The organism is Granulicatella seriolae (assembly GCF_024543085.1).
GTDB lineage: Bacteria > Bacillota > Bacilli > Lactobacillales > Aerococcaceae > Granulicatella > Granulicatella seriolae.
The window spans coordinates 122,670-144,518 of record NZ_JANHNZ010000004.1; the positions used below are offsets into that span (position 1 = coordinate 122,670).

Consider the following 21,849-nt stretch of genomic DNA (forward strand, 5'->3'; position numbering starts at 1 on the left):
CTCATGATTATTTTAAGTTATGATATTAGTGAGAACAAAGTCAGAACGAGATTCAATAAATTTATTACCAAATATGGCTATAGATTGCAGTATTCCGTTTATAAAATCGAAAATGCCCCCAATATTATTGATAACATTTTAATTCAAATCGACAAAAGATTTAAGAAGCAATTCTCAGAAGAAGATAGTGTGATAATATTTCACATTAAAAATGAAAATGATATAATAAGGTATGGGTACGCAGTACATGACAATGAAGATTTGATTATGATCTAATGCAAACCCTAGTCTTTATAAAATTTGGAAATTATATAGGTGTGATAAAAGCTTGATAAATCGGTGTTCTAAAAAGAAGGCTAATAATAAAAAAATAGGTTTGCAAAATCAGGCTGGAAAAAGCTTGATAATAAAGGAGTTCAGACCTCGACGGTTTAGAACACCTAAATAATTTCTACTAATGTAGATATGGTGTAGATGCACTGCTAACAGAAAGGTTTAGAACACCTAAATAATTTCTACTAATGTAGATACGCCTGTTTTTGGTGTAGTGCTTTTTGTTTAGAACACCTAAATAATTTCTACTAATGTAGATTTGAACCAATGGCCATTATCAGCATCGGGTTTAGAACACCTAAATAATTTCTACTAATGTAGATTGCTAATTGCTTGGCCAATGCCTCTTCTCGTTTAGAACACCTAAATAATTTCTACTAATGTAGATAATTCTTCGTATAAGGGTGCTTCGATTGTTTAGAACACCTAAATAATTTCTACTAATGTAGATAAGAATATTTATTCATCTACTTGTATTGTTTAGAACACCTAAATAATTTCTACTAATGTAGATATACCTAATTGCTTTGATTCTGTTTCCGTTTAGAACACCTAAATAATTTCTACTAATGTAGATTAGTCTGGTTTAGCAAAACATTGCAAAAGTTTAGAACACCTAAATAATTTCTACTAATGTAGATTGGAAGTACCGAGAATGGGTATCTTAAATGTTTAGAACACCTAAATAATTTCTACTAATGTAGATATTGATGCTGTAGCTTTTCGTGACAAAGTTTAGAACACCTAAATAATTTCTACTAATGTAGATAAAGCAAATGTGGAAGATACAATGGACTGTTTAGAACACCTAAATAATTTCTACTAATGTAGATAATCGAATAACATCATACACAATCACCTCGTTTAGAACACCTAAATAATTTCTACTAATGTAGATAATTTTACTCATTTAAAAGCACCCTTCGTTTAGAACACCTAAATAATTTCTACTAATGTAGATGTATGGTTAACCCTTATTTCTTAGGTATGTTTAGAACACCTAAATAATTTCTACTAATGTAGATCATGACGGTCAACGGAACACTCAACCCACGTTTAGAACACCTAAATAATTTCTACTAATGTAGATGTATTAATGTTCATCTGTTTATTACTACCGTTTAGAACACCTAAATAATTTCTACTAATGTAGATGCACCTTGCAAGTAAGCCGTTGTTCGATGTTTAGAACACCTAAATAATTTCTACTAATGTAGATATTAGAGACCATCGTAAAGATTTATCGTGTTTAGAACACCTAAATAATTTCTACTAATGTAGATTCATATGGACAACCTCGTGCTTCACTTGCGTTTAGAACACCTAAATAATTTCTACTAATGTAGATAGGCGTAACTACCGTGCTAAGTTAAATCGTTTAGAACACCTAAATAATTTCTACTAATGTAGATCCATAACCACGCAAGGCAACGACAATAGTTTAGAACACCTAAATAATTTCTACTAATGTAGATTCAAATTCTAAAATGGTTGTTTGCTTAGTTTAGAACACCTAAATAATTTCTACTAATGTAGATATTTCTGTTGATGGAATTAAAAATATGGTTTAGAACACCTAAATAATTTCTACTAATGTAGATCGGTTATGGTAAAATTACTCACGTCAATGTTTAGAACACCTAAATAATTTCTACTAATGTAGATGTAAGTTCGGAGACGATAAATATTCTGGTTTAGAACACCTAAATAATTTCTACTAATGTAGATGCTCGTCTTGCATGGTTTCCAATCCGGTTTAGAACACCTAAATAATTTCTACTAATGTAGATTAAACGTAAACTTCTTCAATGGTTAAGTTTAGAACACCTAAATAATTTCTACTAATGTAGATAACCTCTTTTGCCTCTTTTTTTAGCTCGTTTAGAACACCTAAATAATTTCTACTAATGTAGATGCAACAGCATCTTTTGATTCATGTGTTGTTTAGAACACCTAAATAATTTCTACTAATGTAGATTCTGGCTTAGCAGAGCGTTTTGAAGAACGTTTAGAACACCTAAATAATTTCTACTAATGTAGATGCCTAATAAGTTATAAGCTACCTGCCACAAAGTTTAGAACACCTAGATAATTTCTACTAATGTAGATAGAAATAGGCTCTTAGATGCCCTAGCGAGTTTAGAACACCTAGATAATTTCTACTAATGTAGATTAGCTTGCTTTGTAGTTCGTCTACTTCGTTTAGAACACCTAGATAATTTCTACTAATGTAGATAGAGATGCTGACTGGTTTATTTGTATTGTTTAGAACACCTAGATAATTTCTACTAATGTAGATAAACAGCGAACAAAGTGCTAGAAGCTATGTTTAGAACACCTAAATAATTTCTACTAATGTAGATAGGTCGGGGATGAGCCTTCCATTCATAGGTTTAGAACACCTAAATAATTTCTACTAATGTAGATAGGTCGGGGATGAGCCTTCCATTCATAGGTTTAGAACACCTAAATAATTTCTACTAATGTAGATAAATGAAATAAGCATAAGCGCCTGTCTGTTTAGAACACCTAAGTAATTTCTACTAATGTAGATTATTATTTTAGATATATATGTTGAGGAACTTGAGGTTTGTTTGGTGGTAGATAAAAAACACTTAAATAATTTCTACTACTGTAGATGGATATCATAAAAGAAGACTTTAAAAAACAGTCTATATCTCAAGATAGATGCCTGATTAGTCTAAAATAAATATTTAACCTACCACCAAAGCAAATTTTTTTTGGAATTTACTTTTATCTGTTATACTACATTCTAGATAAAGAGAAAGGGTGTTAAACATGGTATTAGCATTAACAGATAAAAACTTTGAAGCAGAAACAAAAGAAGGATTAGTTTTAGTAGATTTTTGGGCTACTTGGTGTGGTCCTTGTCGCATGCAATCACCAGTTATTGACCAGCTTGATGAAGAAATGGGAGATAAGGTGACATTCACAAAAGTGGATGTTGATGAAAATCCAGCAACTGCTCAACAATTTGGTATTATGAGTATTCCAACACTATTGATTAAAAAAGATGGTCAAGTAGTAGACAAATTGATTGGTTACCATAGTAAAGAACAACTAGAAGAGATATTAGAAAAATACTAATGCCAACCTATACTTAGAAACCTACCGCCTTTAGTCACAAACTTAAGGTAGTAGGTTTCTATTTTTGTGGGATACCTCACACTTTTCATAGTGAAATGTTAGTTCTTTCTTATTCATTTATGGTAAAATATTTTCATGAAGCAAGTTTATTTCAGATTTATTTGGTCTGGAAATTATCTTGTTCATTAGATAACGTAAAGGAGTTGGAAATGAATGTTACAAGTAATGAATTTGCAGAAGTCCTTTGGGAGTCTTAGAGCCGTAGATGATGTCTCGTTTACGATTGAGGAAGGACAAATTTTAGGGATGATTGGTCAAAATGGTTCTGGTAAAACGACTACTTTTCGCTTAATTTTAGATTTTTTGACTCCTGAAAAGGGCAGTGTGCTTTGGAATGGCCAGGCTCTTAGTCCTAAAGATTATAATTCTATTGGTTATTTGCCTGAGGAACGTGGACTATATCCAAAGATTACCATTGAGCAACAAATTCTTTATTTTGCAAAATTAAGAGGCAAAACTAAAGAAGAGATTGCCCCAGTTATTGACCAATGGCTAGAACGATTTAAAGTCAAAGGAAAAAAGACTGATAAGATTAAGTCTCTATCAAAAGGGAACCAACAAAAGGTTCAGTTGATTACAACCTTGATTCATGAACCTAAACTTGTTATTTTAGATGAACCATTTAGTGGTTTAGACCCAGTAAATGCGGAATTGTTGAAAAATGCAATTATTGACCTTAAAGCAAAAGGTACCTGTGTTATTTTTTCTAGTCATAATATGGACAACGTTGAAGAAATCTGTGATTCTCTCATTATGCTACGAGATGGGACACCAGTTCTATCAGGTAAGGTAAATGAGATTCGTCAATCCTTTGGCCGTACCAAATTAGTTATTAGCCCTGTGCTACCTATTGAAACATTACTGACAATTGATGGTGTAGAGTCTGTGAAAGAACGTAAAGATGGCGACTATCTTGTGAAGCTGTCTGACGCATCTGTTGGTCAGAAAATCTTTGATGAGTATTTAGCGGGCCATTATACACCAGTCTTTAACCAACAACCACCAACTCTGGAAGAGATATTCAAGATGAAAGCAGGTGTGATTCATGAATAAATTAGGAGTCATTATTACAGAAGTCTATCGTAAAAATGTCAAATCGGGTGCCTTTATTTTTATGGTCTTAGGCCCACTATTTTTTATAGGTGTTTTTGGAGTAATTGGTTACTTTATTGGACAGGAATCTATGGGTGAAAAAGATGTTCCAATTGCTGTCGTAACAGACAGCGTTCAGGTGAAAGACACATTGAAAAATGTGACATCTCCAGAGCTCATCGAGGTCGATACCTTAGAGCATGCTCAAAAAGAATTGGCAGATAAAAAGGTTGAAGGATATCTGCAAGTAAATGAGACTAATGGGGTTATTTCAGCTACTTTTTATAGTGAAACAACCAATAAGAAGGTCAACTTACAGGAAGTTACCCAAGCTTTATCTTCCTTACAGCTATCTATTATTTCACAGGCTTTGAACTTAAATGACAATGAGATTGCTCAAGTTCAAAATTCACAAGTAACCGTAAATTCACAAGAAGTTAGCTTCGATAGTGATGGCAAGATTATTACGGCAGCCAATCAACAAGAAGTAGAAAAACAAAAGGTTGAACGGTTTATTAAAATAGGGATGGCTTATGTTGTTTCCATCTTAATTTTTATGTTCATTATGAACTATGCAGGGATTATCGCTCAAGAGATTGCCTCTGAAAAAGGGACTCGTATTATGGAAATCATTCTTTCCAGTGTTTCAGCAACCACACACTTCTTTGGAAAAATGATTGGGATTACGTTAGTCTTATTGACTCAACTTCTCATCTATTTTGTTTTGGGATTAATCGCTTGGAACATTCCTTTTGTTCAATCCTTAAAAAATCAATTCATTCCTCAAATAGAGTTAGGCACCATTGTTGGTCCTGTTCTATTCTATGGAATTTTGTTCTTCATCTTTGGGGTTATCCTTTATGTAAGTATTTCGGCTTTCTTTGGTTCCCTAATTACCAAGGCAGAGGATGTTTCTAAAGCAGCATCTCCAATTGCCTTTTTAGGAATTATTGGCTTCTATATTGGTATGTATGCCTTGAATAATCCTAACAGCCCTCTTGTTGTTTCCTTGTCCTATGTACCTTTATGGACACCATTTATCATGCCGTTTAGAATTGCGGCCGATACGGTAAGCAACAATCAAATCCTAGTCAGTGTAGCGGTTCTAGTTTTAGGGACTGTCTTTATCACTTGGCTATCACTTGTATTCTATCGCTCAAATGTCTTGGTATATTCTGATGCCAATATGTTAAATGTCTTTAAACGTTCCCTTGGTATTTTGAAATCCGAAACTAGAAAGCAAAAATAGGAGGTAGAGTCATGAATAAGAAAAATAATTTTTTAAATTGGGTCAATCTCATTATTTTAGTCTTTTCTTTGGTCAAATTAATTAGGGTGATGACTAAACCAGATGTAGATTAAAAAGAGACCACCAGCTCTACCATAAAGGTTAGAGCTGGTGGTCTTTATTTTATGCTTTAAGCGAGTAATTCATGAATACCTTCTGGAGACTCGATGTCTAATGCAAAAAGAATTCCATTACCGGGTTTCTGAATTTCAATCTTGGTTTGGATGGTGTCGACGATCAGCGACATTTGGTCTGTGGGTGCTACAAAGAGACAGATTTCCTTTTCAGGTTCGATGTTTAGTGAAAAGAGTGTTTTCTTTTCATGGATACTAGCGCCTCGACCTGTCAGGACCGTGGCTCCGTCTGCACCGGCTTCTTGGGCAGCTTGGATAACTTCTTGGGCAAGTCCCCGTTCTACGATAACGAATAAAACTTGATAATTCATAGTAACCTCCTTAGAAGTGAGTGGCGTTAAGTGTCTTTTATAAATTTTGCTTAATCAATCTGATTTATTTCTATTCCATGTTATAATGATAGCATATCTAATTAAGAACTCAAATAATGTACTTAAAGCGAGGAATAATATATGAAGCAAGCAATAGGCTTTATCGACTCTGGAGTCGGTGGGCTGACCGTTGTGCGAGAAGCGCTCAGGCAACTGCCTTATGAATCGATAATCTACCTAGGTGATTCAGCAAGATGCCCCTATGGACCAAGACCTGCTCAGGAAGTCATTGATTATACCTGGGAAATGGTTCATTTTTTATTGAGTAAAGATGTCAAAATGATTGTTGTTGCTTGTAATACCGCTACGGCACTAGTGTTGGACCAGCTGAAGGAAAAGTTATCCATACCCGTAGTGGGCGTGATTAATCCGGGTAGCTTAGCTGCCATCAAGCAAACGCAAAACAATCATATTGCCGTTTTAGGGACAAAGGGAACCATCAACAGTGGTGTCTATCAAAAAAAATTACAGGAAAAGAATCAAAAAGTACATGTGGAAAATCTAGCATGTCCCAAATTTGTTCCACTTGTTGAGAGCAATCAAATCAATTCTTCCTTAGCAAAAAAAGTTGTTGCAGAAACCTTGCTTCCACTTAAACATAAAAAGATAGATACTGTTGTTCTTGGCTGTACGCATTACCCATTACTAAGAGATACTATTCAAAACGTTCTAGGTCAAGAGGTGAAATTAATTGATTCAGGCGCTGAAACTCTAACGGCTGTTTCGACACTATTAGATTATTTTGAACTCTCTGAAACGTTTGCAAGCAATCCGAATCCGACTAGAGAGTATTATACTACGGGGTCAAGTCAATTGTTTAAAACTATTGCCCAAGAATGGTTGGGGGACTCAGGAATTGACGTCAAAAAAGTTCAGCTACAAGCTGTTAACTCGCAAGAACGAAGACAAAAAGGAGAGAATTCAGTGTCAGATAAGGTATTAGTAATCGCCACAAAAAATAAAGGTAAGGCAAAAGAATTTAAGGAGATTTTTGAACCAAAGGGCTTTGAAGTAAAAACCTTATTGGACTACCCAGAAATCAAAGATGTGGAAGAAACAGGGAAAACTTTTGCAGAGAATGCTAGATTAAAAGCAGAAACCATTGCTGATCGACTTCAGACGATGGTATTGGCAGATGATTCGGGACTTAGTGTAGATTTTTTAAATGGTCAACCGGGAGTCTTTTCAGCTCGTTATGCTGGACAACCTACCAACGATGCCGCCAACAATGCCAAGCTTTTGGCAGAGTTAGGCGGATTGGACGCCAAAGACCGTAAGGCAAGCTTTCACTGCTGTCTAGCCTTAGCCTATCCTGAAGTGGAGTCTTTAGTGGTTATTGGCATAGTTGAGGGGTACATAGCACCATTTCCACAGGGGGAGAATGGGTTTGGTTATGATCCTTTATTCTTTGTGGAGGACTTTCAAAAGACCTTCGCGCAGTTGACTCCTGCTGAAAAGAATATGGTTAGTCATCGGGGTAGGGCCATCACTCTTTTGGATTATTATTGGGATGAGTGGTCTGAATCTAATGGGATTAATAAATAGTTTGAGAAATCAAATAGTCAATGGAGGTTTTTTATGAAGTGTATTGTGATAAGTGATAATCATTATAATAAGCAGCCTTTGGTAGATGTGTTTGATTACTATAATGGTCGAGGCTATAAGATATTTCATTGTGGTGATTCTGAATTATCGTCGGCTGATCCTATTTGGCAGGGGGTAGAAAATGTCATTGGAAACGTTGACTATGATAATGGCTTTCCTGATGAAGTTGTTACCCAAGTCAACGGGGTGACTATTTTTATGGTGCATGGCCATAGACACTCGGTTAATTATAGGTTGGATGACTTGGTGGAGGATGCCAAGCGTCATGGAGCGTCAATTGCTTTATATGGTCATACGCATCGCTTGGACGCCCAGATTCAAGATGGAGTTTTATGTATAAATCCGGGTAGTATTTCAGTTCCTCGAGGCACTTATCGGGATACGCCTACTTATGTATTGCTGGATATAGCGCCTGATTTGGTGACAGTAGACTTTTATACAAAAAAACATGAAAAGTTAGAGGAGTTAAACACTAGTTATAAACCAACTAAATGAATGAGGTATAAATATGATTCATAAAATCGTGTCAGAGCTATTACTCGAAGAAGAAGATAAGTTATTTATTCCAGCAGAAAAAGTGGCTATTATCCAAGATGACCATACGCTAGAACACGCTCTCTTGGTTTTGTCGAATGTAAAATATTCTGTAATTCCAGTAGTTAATAAACATTCTAAGTTAGTCGGACTGATTTCTATCCCTATGATTATCAATAAGATAATGGACATTAATGCCATTAACTTTAATCAGTTGAGAAAATATAAGGTTTCTGAAGTGATGGCTACAAAAATACCAACAGTCGGCCCTCAAACAGACTTAGAAGATATTTTAAACGATTTAATTGACGCTACTTTCTTGTGTATTGTCACTCCTGAAAATGATTTTTTAGGAATTATCACTCGAAAGGAAGTTCTAAAGAGAATCAATTATTTGGTACATCAACTGGAAAAAGATTACGATATCACGGCTAAAATACCACAAGAATTGCTGCAGGATTAATTATTGATAAGGTAAAAAAATATCAATTTCTTCTAAGTTACGTGATAAAAGTGACTAAATTAGTTAATTTCTCAATAGTATTGGGGCTGGGCAAAAAGTCAAGGCTGCTATTCAAACAAAAGAGTTTTGCGAAAAAAGCTATCAGAAATGAGAACGGTGGCACCGCCGTGAGCCTAGGTCTCACTGGCTTAGCTGTCTACGTGGTTGTAATCGGCTAAAGCCGAAACATCCACTGTACGCCAGCTATGCTTTACACCGTTATTTCTGATAGCTTTTTTCGCAAAACTCTTTTGTGCTTTAAAAAATAAAGATTAGTCATTATGGACGACTTTTTGCCCAGCCCCCTTGAAGCCACACCAAAAAGGGTGGTTTCGAGAGTTATTTTAGTTCTAGAATTTTATTAATGTCTCTAAGGCTTTGGAACTGGGACAGCAGACAGGTTAGTCGTTGGTAAAGAAATACCTGCTTGTACCAAAGCTTCTTGATAGAGTTGATAAAACTGATTGTAGATACGGTATTGTTGTCCATTCTTTGTGAAAATAGTAATGCGGAAAACAAATTGACCGTTCTGATTGGTTTGAGGACCCAGTATATTTGGTCCACTGACGATGTCCGGATAGTTAACTACTGCAGCTTCATTCACTTCTTCAATAATGGCGGAGACACGAGTCAGATCGGTATCCGAAAAGAGAGGAATATCAATTAAAGCTCTCATATTACCACGAGAAAGGTTGCTGACGACCTCAATTTTTCGGTTGGGAATGTAATAAACTGTGCCATCAAAGCCCCTAATCTCAGTGGTGCGGATGCCAATACTTGATACGGTACCATTCACTGAGGCTACTGAAACTGAGTCGCCCACATCGAATTGTCGTTCAAATAGGATGAAAAAACCATTAACTAGATCGGAAAGAAATCCTTGTGCACCCAACCCAATAGCAATCCCGGTAATCCCAGCACCAGCAAGAAGACTAGAGATTGGAATCCCTAAAATAGCCAGAATCCAATAGAACAATAGAAAGTAAAGACAATAGTTAATAACACTTTCTAGTAAGCGAGACAAGGTCTTCTTCCTGGCTTCACTCTGGTTTGCCCAAGAAAAGGATGATAAAAATGCTTTGTTAAAGGTAAATAGGATGATTTTTTTAACAATGTAGAACACGATTAATAACAAGAAAAGTGAAATAGCTTTACTTATAAGCTCGTTTGCAATAGCAGATAAATCCAGCGAGTTCCAATATCTTTCAATAAAATTCAAGTTTTTTTCAACCGGGTTGGTTTCTAATAGTAATAAGTTCATAATAACTACTGCTCCAATCTAAAGGTAACTAAGCCATAAATAAGCTTCAATAAAGGTTCTATAGTGGCTTAGATTTAGTTTACCAAAATCTAAGAAAAATTGATAACCTTTAATAGAATTTTACTATTTAAAAAGTAGGGCAAAAGTGAAAAAATTTGTGAAAAATGGTTTCGATTTCATGGTATTCGTATAGAGATAGTGGTATGATAATGATATGAAACGTTATCTAAGTCAAATAGGATGGGAGTGAAAATATTCGTGAATGGATTTGAAATAGCTGCAATTATTGTTGCTGTAGCTCTTACTATTTTTATTATCTACCTCGCCTTAAACTTAAAGAAGATTTCTAACATCTTTGAGCAACTGAAACATACGGTCGTTCAGGCAAATGCTTCAATTGAGATTATCACAAAAGATGTGGACCGCTTATCGATTGAGGTAGAAGGTTTGTTGAATAAAGCAAACGATTTAGTGGATGATGTCAATGGCAAGTTGAGTAAGACTGACCCCTTGTTTACTGCTATTGGGGACCTTGGTCTAACTGTATCGGATGTCAACGAGTCAACGCATAATCTGGTAGCCAAAGTTACAGGAACGGATAAAAGAAAGAAATCTTCAACTCTTATGAAGGTGGGCAAATCGCTTTTTTCTTCAAAACCCAAGGAAAGTGAGCCGCTGAATCAGGAGCCAATCATTGAGGTAGTCGACAACTTAGTTGAGACACCGATTGAAATCCCTATAGAAGAAACAGTGGAGACTCCAGTAGAAATACCGGTAGAAACTCCAGTAAGTATTCCAACAGAAACAATTGTTTATACAGAAATTAAAAATCAAAAATAATCGATTAAGGAGCTGAAAAGCATGGGAAAACGTACAGGTGGATTTATTTTAGGAACAATTATTGGTGCTACTTCTGCAGCCATTGCAGCTTTATTGCTAGCACCTAAACCAGGAAAAGAATTAAGAGAAGATATTGCTAAAGAAGTTGATAAATTCAAGGAACAAGTTTCAGATTATACAGATATTGCCCTAGAAAAAGGTGCAGAATTAGGTGATGTAGCCAAATCAACCACTGAAGATATTTACGTGAACTTAAAAGATTCAGCTGTTCAATTAAAAGAAACACTTTTTGCTAGTGCAGATAATATAAAATCTGATTTCCGCAATGCTAAAGAAGATGTTACGGCAGCTTTAGCAGACTTAGAAGAAGGGGCTAAAGAAAAAGAAGCTGTTGACTTAAAAGAGACTAAAGACCATGCAAAAGATGCAGCAGAGAAAGCTAAAGATGTAGCAGATGACGTTGAAGATAAAGGAAAAGACTTAGCGAAAAAAGCTGGAGACAAAGGCAAAGAACTATCTGATAAAGTAGAAGAAAAAGGTAAGAAACTTGCTGAAGATGTTAGTGATGCTGTGAAAGATACAGCTAATAAAGTAGAAGACGAACTTAAGTAAGACAAGGAAAAAGAAGAATGGGGAGTTTCGAGCTCTCCATCCTTCTTTTTCGTTTGTCAGTCAATATAGCTTGGCGCATGGGTGAAAAGCTCACAGCCGTTTTCAGTAACCACAACACAATCTTCGATTCGTACACCGATTTTTCCTGGGATATAAATACCAGGCTCAATAGAAAAACACATACCAGGAATCAATTCCATTTGGTTCCCTTCAACGATTGATGGGAATTCATGGCAGGACTGACCAATACCATGACCAAGTCGGTGGATAAAGAATTCTCCATAACCTTGCTCACTAATATAATTACGGGCAATACGATCCAACTCTTGTGCTTTAACTCCAGGTTTCACAGCTGCCAGAGCCAAGTCATGAGCCTTTTGGACAACTTCATGGATTTGGATTTGTTCTGGCGACATCTTTTGACCAAAAAATACGGTTCTCGTAATATCGCTAGCATATCCTTGATAGAAAACACCTAAGTCAAACAGCACGAATTCATTCTGACCTAACGTTCGTTGTCCGGGAATTCCGTGTGGGTCTGCTGCGTGATCTCCAAAGAGTACCATGGTATCAAAACTCATCGAAAGAATTCCTCTTTTCTTCATTTCATATTCGATGAGGGCAACGACTTCTAGCTCGCTAACTCCTTCTTTTAAGGCATTTACACCAATAGAAATAGCCAAATCAGCGTAGTCACCTGCAATCTTCAGTAATTCAATCTCTTTTACACCTTTTTGCAAACGCAAATGGTTGATGAAAGGGGAGAGGTTATGGGAGAAGTCTGCTTGTAAAAAGTGAGCTTGTAAGGCTTCTAATCGTTCGATGGTGATATAATTTTTTTCGAGCGCCCATCTTTTTAGAGAGTTGTTGATAGCTTTTAGATAATCACTCAATACTTGCCAAGGATCTTCTTGATCAGCATATGAAATGACGGTGTAGTGGCTATTTTCTGTTTCAACGACTTCCCTAGCCATTTTTTCTTCTAGGGATGGGACAAATAAGATTGGGTCTGATGATGGGAAAACGAATAGGGCTGCAATTCTTTCGTGTGGCTCAGTAGAGTAGCCGCTTATTAAACGAATTGCTGCTGGGTCCATAATCAAAGCCACATCTAAGTATTGCTCTTGCAAAAATTCTTGAGTTTTTTTCAATTTAGACATAAACATAAACATTTCCTTTCTCTTCCTAATTGTGTATACTAATACTCTACCATAAACGCATGTAAAAATTTGAAAATTAGCGATATTATTATGGAAAAACCAATGTAAAACGCTTGCAATTATTTGTGAAAAATGCTAAATTTGTAGTATCAATGAATATAAATAAAATATGAACAAAGTCTATATTGGAGATAGGAGAATAACTATGGAAAAACAAACTATTACAATCTATGATGTTGCTCGTGAAGCAAATGTTTCAATGGCTACTGTTTCAAGAGTTGTGAATGGTAATCCTAATGTTAAACCAGCAACTCGTAAGAAAGTATTAGATGTTATTGATCAACTTGATTACCGTCCTAATGCTGTGGCTAGAGGTCTTGCCAGTAAGAAAACAACAACTGTTGGGGTTATTATCCCTGACGTGACGAATCTTTATTTTTCTAGTTTAGCAAGAGGAATAGATGATATTGCAACTATGTATAAATACAATATCATTTTAGCTAACTCAGATCAAAATAACCATAAAGAAATTCAAGTTTTGAATACCCTTCTTTCTAAGCAAGTTGATGGCATCATTTATATGGGGAATAATGTCACTGAAGAACTGAGAAATGAAATTGTTCGTTCTAAAACGCCGATTGTTTTGGCAGGTACCATTGACTCTGATCAAGAAGTAGGCTCTGTCAATATTGATTACAAGACAGCTTCTAAAGAAGCGGTTGAAGTTTTAATTGCTAATGGGCATAAAAATATTGCCTTTATTACAGGTTCACTAAAAAACACCTTTGCTAGTGACTTACGTTTAGAGGGCTATAAGGAGGCTCTAGAATTAGCAGGTATTCCTTATAACGAAAAGAATATTTTTGAAATTCCTTTGAACTATCAAGCTGGTGAAACTGTGGTTGAACGTGTATTAGCAGCTAATTTAACAGCTGCAATTGTAACGGATGATGAAGTGGCAATTGGGCTCTTGAATGGCCTATCTGATAAAAGTGTTAAAGTTCCGGACGACTTTGAGTTGATTGCTAGCAATAACTCAAAACTAACTAAGATGTCACGTCCAGTTCTATCAACAATTGCACCACCACTATATGATATTGGTGCCGTATCTATGCGTCTTTTAACAAAGATTATGAATAAAGAAGATATCAACGAAATGTCGATTACCTTGCCTTATAAACTTGAACTAAGACAGACTACTAAATAAATAGTTACACATGAAATAGAAAAACGAACGAGTCCCAAGACTATCACGAAATCTTGGGGCAGTTTGTTTTTTGTTGAGTCTTGAGGAAGGAGGAATTATGTCTCAAAAACAACAACTTCTCAAACAATACTTTGGCTATGACCAATTTAGACCTGCCCAAGAAGAGATTATTGACCAGATTGTACAAGGTCGAGATGTTTCAGCTATCATGCCTACCTCAGCGGGAAAGTCTTTGTGTTACCAGATCCCAGCACTGATGCTATCAGGAATAACTATAGTTGTTTCACCGCTCATTTCGCTGATGCAAGATCAAGTGTCTGCATTGTTAGAGATGGGGATTCCAGCTTTATTAATCAATAGTAGTCTATCCGCTGAAGATTACCGTGCAGCCATTTGGCGGTTGCACCAAGGGGATGTTAAGCTGCTTTATGTAGCACCAGAAAGGTTACTCAATGATTATTTCATTCAAACCCTACAACAACTGCCAGTTAGTTTGGTAGCAGTCGATGAAGCCCATTGTATCTCACAGTGGGGAAATGATTTTCGACCTGCTTACCAATCCATTTCTACATTTTTGGACTACTTACCCAATAGACCAGTTGTCGCAGCTTTTACGGCAACTGCTACGCCACGAGTACGTAAGGATATCAGCCTGCAACTTGGCCTGATAAATGTCCATGAAATCGTTACAGGATTTGACCGTCCTAACCTATATTTCGCGGTAGAAGAGCCAAAAGATAAATGGCTAAGACTTCTGGAACTGGTTGACCAGAATGAAGCTAGCATTATTTATTGTAGTACCAGAAAAGATGTGGATAAGCTCTTTGAAAAATTGAGTCAAAAAGGGTACTCGGTAGGTGCGTATCATGCAGGTTTACCAATTGAAGAGCGAGCCCGTACTCAAGAAGATTTTCTTTTTGATCGCTTAAATATTATTGTAGCAACTAACGCATTTGGCATGGGGATTGATAAGCCGAATGTGAGACAGGTAATCCATTATAGTATGCCTAAAGATATTGAGAGCTATTATCAAGAAGCAGGACGGGCTGGTCGAGATGGAGAGACTGCAAAATGTACTCTCTTTTACAATGGTCGAGATATTATGACCAATCTTTTCTTTCTAGAAAAAGGAAATGACCCAGTCGGAAAAGAAAAACTCAATGAGATGATTGATTATTGTCGGACCATCACCTGCCTTAGACATTTTATGTTAGATTATTTTGGACAAGAAGAGGTACCCTTACGTTGTGAGCATTGTTCCAATTGTACAGAAAATATTTCTCTGGTAGATGTGACCATTGATGCTCAAAAGATTATTTCTTGTATTATCCGCATGAATGAACGCTTTGGGGTTACCCGAATTATTGAAGTATTACGGGGAAGCAAAAATAAGGAAGTGATTCAGCTAAAACTGGACCAACTATCGACTTACGGTATACTTTCAGAACATAGTGAAAAAACCTTGAGAAATTATATAGGGGCTTTGGTTGCAGATCGATATTTACAAGTTACGGGAAGTGAGTATCCTGTTATAAAGATTACACCCAAAGGCAAACGGGCCATCAAGCAGCGCTCTCCAATTCAAATAAAACGAACGATTGCTCTAACGTTAAAACAGCCAGACCCAATAAAGAGAAAGAAACGGGATAACGATTTACCTTATGACCAAGTTCTTTTTGAAAGGTTAAGAGGTCTACGATTAAACTTGGCTTCGCAACATGGCGTACCTCCATTTGTCATCTTCTCTGATGCTAGCCTACGAGATATGTGTCGTTATCTACCGATTTCTGATGAGGAATTTTTAGAAATTTCTGGAGTGGGATTGAAAAAACTTGAATCTTATGGAGATAACTTTTTATCAATGATTAGGGACTATAAAGAAGAGCAAGGTGATGTAGAAGAATAAATTTGATAAAGTATGCATTTTTTTGTAATGTTTATATGAAATTACACTAACTGACAAAAAACACCCTTTAGACTCTGGTTACCAAAAGAGTCTAAAGGGTGTTTTGATGTTGTACTAACGATTAAAAGCATATACTAGCCAAAGGTGGGCCTAACCTCTTCAATTGGAACAGAAATCTCTACAAAATTGTCTGCATGAATGATTTCTAACCCTTCACATGTTGTATGGAAGAGGCGGTGGACTACAAAGTCAATCTCAGTTTGTTTAATACGACGATTGTGGTTGAGGATAATAATATCCTTATGGGTAGGGGCGCTAGTGTATATAACTGTTGTCTGCCCTAAGGAATAAACCTTTATGTAATTTGCATCTGTATTGGCTAGTTGTTCATTGACTAGTGTCGAGTGACTATTTGTAATATCGATCAGTTTCATGGTGTCTACTTCCTTTCGATGGAGATAACTTGTTCAACTGAATCCTATAGAAATTATTATACGCTTTTTTGAGCTGACTTCCAATAAGAGTCTATCAAAAAAACAATTCAAACACAATTTTTTTGGAAAACCAATTCGAAGTTTGATAGAAAAGTTCAATTAATTTTTTATCTTTGCCCAAAGAGTCTGACAATTAATTTGATTTGCTAACAATTCTATCCATTATTTTGTGTAAGATAGTTGTTAAAAGCTAAAAAAAATGGTAACCTTAATTAATGAAAGGGTTTAGGTTTTTTTAGCGGTTTCAATTAGGCTAGTATAGCTAAAAAAGACACAAAAAAGAGTCTACCACCCTTAAAAATACTTTTATGCTAAAGGAGATTTTACAATGGAAAAAAGAGAATATCACGTAATCGCAGAAACAGGGATTCACGCACGTCCAGCAACATTATTAGTGCAAACAGCTAGCAAATATAGCTCAGATATTCAATTGGAATATAAAGGTAAATCTGTTAACTTGAAATCTATTATGGGCGTTATGTCTCTAGGTGTTGGCCAAGGTGCTGACGTTGTTATCACTGCTGAAGGTGATGATGAAGTTGAAGCATTAGCTGGTATCGAAGAAACAATGAAAAAAGAAGGTTTAGCTGAATAATGATGAAACCAACGTTAAAAGGAATTGCTGCTAGTGATGGTATTGCGATTGCAAAAGTCTATACATTAACAGAACCTGACTTGCGTTTTGAAAAACGTGCAGTGAATGATACTTCCTTAGAAGTGTCTCGATTAGATGATGCCATTGCAGCGTCAGCAAAAGAGATTGAATTAATCCGTCAAACAGCCTTAACCAACTTAGGAGAAGAAGAAGCGAAAGTTTTCGACGCTCATTTGATGGTTGCCAATGATCCAGAATTAATCGGACAAGTTAAAGAAACGATTGAATCACAAAAAGTCAATGCAGAATCTGCTTTGAAAGATGTGACTGACATGTTTATTAACCTTTTCGCTTCCATGGAAGATAATCCTTACATGCAAGAACGTGCAGCAGATATCCGTGACGTTGCAGAACGTGTTTTAGCAAATCTATTGGGTGTTAAAGTTCCTAGCCCAGCAACGATTGATCAAGAAGTAATCATTGTAGCTAAAGACTTAACTCCTAGTGATACTGCACAATTAAACCGTAAATATGTTAAAGCATTTGTAACGGATATTGGTGGTCGTACTTCGCATTCAGCCATTATGGCTCGTTCTCTTGAAATCCCAGCTATTGTTGGAACAAAAGATGTAACCAGTTTGGCTAAAGATGGAGATATTATCATTATTGATGGACTTTCTGGAGATGTATTCATTAACCCTAGCCAAGAAGTAATAGGTGAATATGAAGCAAAAGCTCAAGCATTTGCCGCTCAACAAGCAGAATGGAACAAACTGAAAGATGCTGAAACATTCTCTAAAGATGGTAAGCAAGTTGAATTGGCTGCCAATATTGGTACACCAAAAGATCTTGAAAGTGTCATTAATAATGGTGCTGAAGGAATTGGTTTGTACCGTACGGAGTTTCTCTACATGGATTCTCATGAATTCCCAACAGAAGAAGACCAGTTTGAAGCTTACAAAGCTGTCTTGGAAGGTATGGATGGTAAAGCTGTTGTCGTACGTACAATGGATATCGGAGGAGACAAAGAACTCCCTTATCTACCACTTCCTCACGAGATGAACCCATTCCTAGGTTATCGTGCAATTCGTATTTCATTAAGTGAACCAGAAATGTTCCGTACCCAATTACGAGCTCTTTTAAGAGCATCTGTATACGGTAAGTTACGTATTATGTTCCCTATGATTGCGACTTTGAATGATTTCCGTGGTGCAAAAGCTCTCTTAGAAGAAGAAAAAGCAAAACTAATTGCAGAAGAAATTCCAGTTTCGGATGATATCGAAGTTGGTATCATGATTGAAATTCCAGCCGCTGCAGTATTAGCACATCAATTTGCTAAAGAAGTTGACTTCTTTAGTATTGGAACAAACGATTTAATTCAATACACAATGGCTGCAGACCGTATGAACGAACGTGTTTCTTACCTATATCAACCTTACAACCCTTCAATCTTGACCTTAATCAAACACGTTATTGATTCAGCTCATAAAGAAGGCAAGTGGGCAGGTATGTGTGGAGAGATGGCAGGCGATCAAATGGCAGTGCCATTACTATTAGGATTAGGCTTAGATGAATTCTCAATGTCTGCATCTAGTGTTCTAAAAACAAGAAGCTTGATTAGCAAATTAGATTCTAAAGAGATGGAAAAACTAGCGGATAAGGCTATCAACGAATGCACAACTGTTGAAGAAGTTATGGCTCTAGTTACACAAGTTACTGAAAATCTATAATACAATCATTTTATCCCTCACAATTTGTGGGGGATTTTTGTCTTTCTTAATGATTCTTATGGTCTATCCATCCATTTGTATCAGATATTCAGTGACAATCGTCAAGGACTTCTTTATAATATAGATATTCAAGAGGGAATAGCTTTACCGAATGAGGTGAAATTATTTCTCATTGCTAACGAATGGTTTTTATGGATACATAGAAACAAAGGAGTGACATTATGCGTATTGGTATTTTTTCGGATACTTACTTTCCACAAGTAAGTGGCGTAGCCACATCTATTCGAGTATTAAAAGAGGAATTAGAAGCTCAAGGACACACAGTTATTATTTTCACGACCACAGACCCTAAAGCTCTTTTGCCTGAAACAAATGTGGTTCGTTTAGGAAGCATTCCCTTGTTTTCATTTAAAGAAAGAAGAATTGCTTTCAAAGGAGTTGGTAAAGCCTACAAAATAGTAAAAGAATATAATTTGGATATTATTCATACACAAACAGAGTTTTCTTTGGGGCTTGCCGGGAAATTTTTGGGGATGATGTTGGAAATTCCAACCGTTCATACCTACCATACGATGTATGAAAAATATCTTCATTACATTGCTAAAGGAAAAATTCTCAGACCTATTCATGTAGCTTTTATCTCAAGAAATTTCTGTAATCAATCGCGTGGCGTCATTGCTCCAAGTCAAATGACTAAGGAAAAACTTGAGAGTTATGGAGTTTTGCGAGAGATATGGGTTATTCCAACAGGTGTTCCTGTCCCAGAATATGATCAAGAACAAGTAAAAACGCTTAGAAGTCAATTAGGCTATACAAAGGACGAAATTGTCCTTCTATCTTTAAGCCGACTGTCTAAAGAAAAAAATATTGCTGCTGTGATTGCCATGATGCCAGAACTATTAGCTAAGAAACCGAATGCTCGATTGTGTGTGGTAGGAGACGGACCAGAACGTTCGAATCTGGAACAAGAAGTGAAAGATCTCCAAATTGATCATGCAGTACAATTTGTAGGTGAAATAATTAATGAAATGGTAAGTCCTTATTATCAGATGGCTGATCTTTATGTCAACGCATCAGACTCTGAAAGTCAAGGTTTGACCTATCTAGAAGCAATGGCAAACCGTGTTCCTGTTATAGCTAAAAGAAATGACTATTTAATGGGTCTGATGACAGATAAATCTTTAGGAACCTTATTTGATAAAGAAAGCCAAATTGCTCAAGTAATTGTGGAGTATTTGGATGATGTAACGCAAGAGGATGTTGAAACTATTCAAGCTGTTCGAAAAAATCTTTTAGATGAAATTTCAGCGGATACGTTTGCTAGGCGAGTGGTAGGTGTTTATGAAGCTGCAATTGCTGGTTATGATTGGGAACTGGAACATGACAAAAATCTATTACGTCGGATGAAGTTATTCCGATTAACAAACCAAGGCGGTGAAGAAGATGAATACTAAGATTGGATTTATCGGAACAGGCGTTATGGGAAGCTCTATGGTTAAGCACTTGATGGCTAAGGGCTACGAACTATTTGTTTATAATCGTACGAAAAGTAAGGCTCAACCTTTAATAGACTTGGGTGCACATTGGTGTGATAGTCCAGCTCAAATGGCTGAAAACTGTCAAACAATTTTAACGATTGTGGGTTATCCTAAAGATGTAGAAGAAGTTTACTTTGGAGAAGAGGGCATCTTTTCTAAAGTCCAAGCGGGCAGTACTTTGATTGACTTAACAACCAGTACTCCTTCCCTAGCAGCTTTAATTTATCAAAAAGCCAAAGAATTATCTTGTAATAGTTTGGATGCTCCAGTTTCAGGAGGGGATCTTGGCGCTAAAAATGCTACTCTAACAACGATGGTTGGTGGGGATGAGGAAGTCTTTAAGAATTCATTGCCAATTTTAGAGAGTTTTTCTAAAAAAGTTATTTTACAGGGAGCGGCGGGAGCAGGACAACATACCAAGATGGCCAACCAAATTATGATTGCTGGTACCATGACAGGTATGACAGAACTATTGGTGTATGCTAAGGCAGCCAACCTTGATTTGGAAAAGGTGATAGAAACGGTTGGTGGAGGAAGTGCAGCCAACTGGTCACTAGCTAATTATGCTCCACGAATTCTTCGAGAAGATTATAGCCCCGGCTTTTTCGCAAAACACTTCTTAAAAGACTTGTCCATTGCCTTGGCAGAAGCAGAAAAAATGGATATTTTTCTACCGGCAACACTTCAAGCTAAGAAATTGTATGAAACTTTATGTGATGATGGTTTTGGCGATGAAGGTACGCAAGCTCTTATTAAGTTGTATTGGACAGAAGAGCAGAAATAAAGAAAATAAATCTCTACTTTAAGGTGTTTTATCTATAATAGACTAGGGGTTTTGTGGTAAAATGACTAAAGAATGTTTGAAAGGGGTAAACCACATGAGGCCTTCACAATTAGTAGCGATAGTAAATCGACTACAAACAATGGCAGATCAGGAGACTGATATTGAAATTCGACGCTTTGAAAAAGAGGGAGTCGAAAAATGTATCGTAACATTTGATCAAGAATCAGATAGTTTCGAATTAGAAGATTTAGATGCAAATCAAACTTTCCAATTTGATGACATCGATTTGGTTGCAATCGAAATATACGAAATTCTTCAAAACTAACAGGTATATAAAACGAAAACCATAGCCATCTCGGTAAAAAAGAAGATGACTATGGTTTTTTATAAAAGAGCGTGAGCGTAGACGGTTATGCCTGACAGGATTTTAGGGAATTTACGAAAGCCTTGCAAAGGCTGTAGAAAAGTCATCTAAATCCCGAAGGCATGTCTAAGCGAACGCGTTTCAAAAAGAGCGTGAGTGATGGCGCTTAGGGACGACAGGATTTTAGGAAATTCACAAAGCCTCGCAGAGGCTGCAGGGGATTTATCTAAATCCCGAGACCCTGCCGTCACGAACGCGTTTCAAAAAGAGCGTGAGCGTAGACGGTTATGCCTGACAGGATTTTAGGGAATTTGTCTAATTCCCAAACTCT

The 21,849-nt window shown here is 36.4% G+C and carries 20 protein-coding genes and 1 CRISPR repeat array; of the genes, 16 read left to right on the forward strand and 4 right to left on the reverse strand.

The window, feature by feature from the left end:
- Positions 1-3: 3 nt before the first annotated feature.
- The 4 genes from cas2 to NPA36_RS05725 all read left to right on the forward strand — a co-directional run bounded on the left by cas2 (position 4) and on the right by NPA36_RS05725 (position 5,842).
- The gene (cas2, locus tag NPA36_RS10265; RefSeq protein ID WP_407932784.1) at positions 4-276 is read left to right on the forward strand and encodes a CRISPR-associated endonuclease Cas2; all 273 of its coding nucleotides are present in this window, start codon (positions 4-6) and stop codon (positions 274-276) included.
- A 153-nt stretch (positions 277-429) separates the two neighbouring features.
- Positions 430-2,973: direct repeats of the CRISPR family, unit length 36 nt; unit sequence GTTTAGAACACCTAAATAATTTCTACTAATGTAGAT.
- Between the two features lie 159 nt (positions 2,974-3,132).
- On the forward strand, positions 3,133-3,441 hold the full coding sequence (gene trxA, locus NPA36_RS05715; protein WP_256945158.1) for a thioredoxin: 309 nt from the start codon (positions 3,133-3,135) through the stop codon (positions 3,439-3,441).
- A gap of 213 nt (positions 3,442-3,654) precedes the next feature.
- On the forward strand, positions 3,655-4,554 hold the full coding sequence (locus NPA36_RS05720) for an ABC transporter ATP-binding protein (protein WP_256945159.1): 900 nt from the start codon (positions 3,655-3,657) through the stop codon (positions 4,552-4,554).
- Positions 4,547-5,842: an ABC transporter permease gene (locus tag NPA36_RS05725; protein WP_256945160.1), complete on the forward strand. Its 1,296-nt coding sequence runs from the start codon at positions 4,547-4,549 to the stop codon at positions 5,840-5,842. The genes NPA36_RS05720 and NPA36_RS05725 overlap by 8 nt, the downstream gene beginning before the upstream one ends.
- Positions 5,843-6,011: 169 nt before the next feature.
- Here NPA36_RS05725 and NPA36_RS05730 read toward each other — a convergent pair whose 3' ends face one another.
- Positions 6,012-6,326, reverse strand: a complete 315-nt coding sequence (locus NPA36_RS05730) for a P-II family nitrogen regulator (protein WP_256945161.1) — start codon at positions 6,324-6,326, stop codon at positions 6,012-6,014.
- A 141-nt stretch (positions 6,327-6,467) separates the two neighbouring features.
- Here NPA36_RS05730 and racE point away from each other — a divergent pair, with 141 nt between their 5' ends.
- Genes racE through cbpB form a run of 3 tightly spaced genes read left to right on the forward strand, consistent with a single transcriptional unit; the run spans position 6,468 to position 8,988 of the window.
- Positions 6,468-7,931, forward strand: coding sequence for a glutamate racemase (racE, locus tag NPA36_RS05735; protein WP_256945162.1), 1,464 nt, complete (start codon positions 6,468-6,470; stop codon positions 7,929-7,931).
- Positions 7,932-7,964: 33 nt separating this feature from the next.
- Positions 7,965-8,486 carry a metallophosphoesterase gene (locus NPA36_RS05740; protein WP_256945163.1) on the forward strand — a complete coding sequence of 174 codons (522 nt, stop codon included), beginning with the start codon at positions 7,965-7,967 and terminating at the stop codon, positions 8,484-8,486.
- A gap of 13 nt (positions 8,487-8,499) precedes the next feature.
- A complete protein-coding gene (cbpB, locus tag NPA36_RS05745; protein ID WP_256945164.1) occupies positions 8,500-8,988 on the forward strand; it encodes a cyclic-di-AMP-binding protein CbpB in 489 nt (162 codons plus the stop codon).
- Positions 8,989-9,397: 409 nt separating this feature from the next.
- Here cbpB and NPA36_RS05750 read toward each other — a convergent pair whose 3' ends face one another.
- Positions 9,398-10,246 carry a mechanosensitive ion channel family protein gene (locus NPA36_RS05750; RefSeq protein WP_407932786.1) on the reverse strand — a complete coding sequence of 283 codons (849 nt, stop codon included), beginning with the start codon at positions 10,244-10,246 and terminating at the stop codon, positions 9,398-9,400.
- 300 nt (positions 10,247-10,546) lie between these two features.
- On the opposite strand from NPA36_RS05750, the gene NPA36_RS05755 reads away from it, so the two are divergent.
- Both NPA36_RS05755 and NPA36_RS05760 read left to right on the forward strand, forming a co-directional pair.
- Positions 10,547-11,128, forward strand: a complete 582-nt coding sequence (locus tag NPA36_RS05755) for a DUF948 domain-containing protein (RefSeq protein ID WP_256945166.1) — start codon at positions 10,547-10,549, stop codon at positions 11,126-11,128.
- Between the two features lie 21 nt (positions 11,129-11,149).
- Positions 11,150-11,740: a YtxH domain-containing protein gene (locus tag NPA36_RS05760; RefSeq protein ID WP_256945167.1), complete on the forward strand. Its 591-nt coding sequence runs from the start codon at positions 11,150-11,152 to the stop codon at positions 11,738-11,740.
- A gap of 56 nt (positions 11,741-11,796) precedes the next feature.
- On the opposite strand, the gene NPA36_RS05765 is transcribed toward NPA36_RS05760, so the two are convergent.
- A complete protein-coding gene (locus NPA36_RS05765) occupies positions 11,797-12,900 on the reverse strand; it encodes a M24 family metallopeptidase (RefSeq protein WP_256945168.1) in 1,104 nt (367 codons plus the stop codon).
- 205 nt (positions 12,901-13,105) lie between these two features.
- Between NPA36_RS05765 and ccpA the strand changes: the two genes are divergently transcribed.
- Positions 13,106-14,107 carry a catabolite control protein A gene (gene ccpA / locus NPA36_RS05770; protein ID WP_256945169.1) on the forward strand — a complete coding sequence of 334 codons (1,002 nt, stop codon included), beginning with the start codon at positions 13,106-13,108 and terminating at the stop codon, positions 14,105-14,107.
- Between the two features lie 97 nt (positions 14,108-14,204).
- Positions 14,205-16,013, forward strand: a complete 1,809-nt coding sequence (recQ, locus tag NPA36_RS05775) for a DNA helicase RecQ (RefSeq protein WP_256945170.1) — start codon at positions 14,205-14,207, stop codon at positions 16,011-16,013.
- 134 nt (positions 16,014-16,147) lie between these two features.
- On the opposite strand, the gene NPA36_RS05780 is transcribed toward recQ, so the two are convergent.
- Positions 16,148-16,447, reverse strand: a complete 300-nt coding sequence (locus tag NPA36_RS05780) for a DUF1827 family protein (RefSeq protein WP_256945171.1) — start codon at positions 16,445-16,447, stop codon at positions 16,148-16,150.
- Positions 16,448-16,835: 388 nt separating this feature from the next.
- On the opposite strand from NPA36_RS05780, the gene NPA36_RS05785 reads away from it, so the two are divergent.
- The 5 genes from NPA36_RS05785 to NPA36_RS05805 all read left to right on the forward strand — a co-directional run bounded on the left by NPA36_RS05785 (position 16,836) and on the right by NPA36_RS05805 (position 21,479).
- The gene (locus NPA36_RS05785) at positions 16,836-17,102 is read left to right on the forward strand and encodes a phosphocarrier protein HPr (RefSeq protein ID WP_256945172.1); all 267 of its coding nucleotides are present in this window, start codon (positions 16,836-16,838) and stop codon (positions 17,100-17,102) included.
- Between the two features lie 2 nt (positions 17,103-17,104).
- Entirely contained in the window at positions 17,105-18,832 is a 1,728-nt protein-coding gene (ptsP, locus tag NPA36_RS05790) for a phosphoenolpyruvate--protein phosphotransferase (RefSeq protein WP_256945225.1), read from the forward strand.
- 221 nt (positions 18,833-19,053) lie between these two features.
- The gene (locus NPA36_RS05795) at positions 19,054-20,286 is read left to right on the forward strand and encodes a glycosyltransferase family 4 protein (RefSeq protein ID WP_256945173.1); all 1,233 of its coding nucleotides are present in this window, start codon (positions 19,054-19,056) and stop codon (positions 20,284-20,286) included.
- Positions 20,276-21,154, forward strand: a complete 879-nt coding sequence (locus NPA36_RS05800) for an NAD(P)-dependent oxidoreductase (RefSeq protein ID WP_256945174.1) — start codon at positions 20,276-20,278, stop codon at positions 21,152-21,154. Before NPA36_RS05795 ends, NPA36_RS05800 begins: the two co-directional genes overlap by 11 nt.
- A 94-nt stretch (positions 21,155-21,248) precedes the next feature.
- Complete coding sequence (locus NPA36_RS05805) at positions 21,249-21,479, forward strand: YkuJ family protein (RefSeq protein ID WP_256945175.1); 231 nt, start codon at positions 21,249-21,251, stop codon at positions 21,477-21,479.
- Positions 21,480-21,849 lie beyond the last annotated feature (370 nt).

Excerpts from the sequence above, each read along its gene's own strand:
- cbpB (WP_256945164.1), top strand. The coding sequence starts at position 8,500 with ATGATTCATAAAATCGTGTCAGAGCTATTACTCGAAGAAGAAGATAAG.
- recQ (WP_256945170.1), top strand. The coding sequence starts at position 14,205 with ATGTCTCAAAAACAACAACTTCTCAAACAATACTTTGGCTATGACCAA.
- NPA36_RS05785 (WP_256945172.1), top strand. The coding sequence starts at position 16,836 with ATGGAAAAAAGAGAATATCACGTAATCGCAGAAACAGGGATTCACGCA.
- NPA36_RS05725 (WP_256945160.1), top strand. The coding sequence starts at position 4,547 with ATGAATAAATTAGGAGTCATTATTACAGAAGTCTATCGTAAAAATGTC.
- racE (WP_256945162.1), top strand. The coding sequence starts at position 6,468 with ATGAAGCAAGCAATAGGCTTTATCGACTCTGGAGTCGGTGGGCTGACC.
- NPA36_RS05780 (WP_256945171.1), bottom strand. The coding sequence starts at position 16,447 with ATGAAACTGATCGATATTACAAATAGTCACTCGACACTAGTCAATGAA.
- NPA36_RS05795 (WP_256945173.1), top strand. The coding sequence starts at position 19,054 with ATGCGTATTGGTATTTTTTCGGATACTTACTTTCCACAAGTAAGTGGC.
- NPA36_RS05800 (WP_256945174.1), top strand. The coding sequence starts at position 20,276 with ATGAATACTAAGATTGGATTTATCGGAACAGGCGTTATGGGAAGCTCT.
- ptsP (WP_256945225.1), top strand. The coding sequence starts at position 17,105 with ATGAAACCAACGTTAAAAGGAATTGCTGCTAGTGATGGTATTGCGATT.
- ccpA (WP_256945169.1), top strand. The coding sequence starts at position 13,106 with ATGGAAAAACAAACTATTACAATCTATGATGTTGCTCGTGAAGCAAAT.
- trxA (WP_256945158.1), top strand. The coding sequence starts at position 3,133 with ATGGTATTAGCATTAACAGATAAAAACTTTGAAGCAGAAACAAAAGAA.
- cas2 (WP_407932784.1), top strand. The coding sequence starts at position 4 with ATGATTATTTTAAGTTATGATATTAGTGAGAACAAAGTCAGAACGAGA.
- NPA36_RS05760 (WP_256945167.1), top strand. The coding sequence starts at position 11,150 with ATGGGAAAACGTACAGGTGGATTTATTTTAGGAACAATTATTGGTGCT.
- NPA36_RS05740 (WP_256945163.1), top strand. The coding sequence starts at position 7,965 with ATGAAGTGTATTGTGATAAGTGATAATCATTATAATAAGCAGCCTTTG.
- NPA36_RS05805 (WP_256945175.1), top strand. The coding sequence starts at position 21,249 with ATGAGGCCTTCACAATTAGTAGCGATAGTAAATCGACTACAAACAATG.
- NPA36_RS05765 (WP_256945168.1), bottom strand. The coding sequence starts at position 12,900 with ATGTCTAAATTGAAAAAAACTCAAGAATTTTTGCAAGAGCAATACTTA.
- NPA36_RS05730 (WP_256945161.1), bottom strand. The coding sequence starts at position 6,326 with ATGAATTATCAAGTTTTATTCGTTATCGTAGAACGGGGACTTGCCCAA.
- NPA36_RS05720 (WP_256945159.1), top strand. The coding sequence starts at position 3,655 with ATGTTACAAGTAATGAATTTGCAGAAGTCCTTTGGGAGTCTTAGAGCC.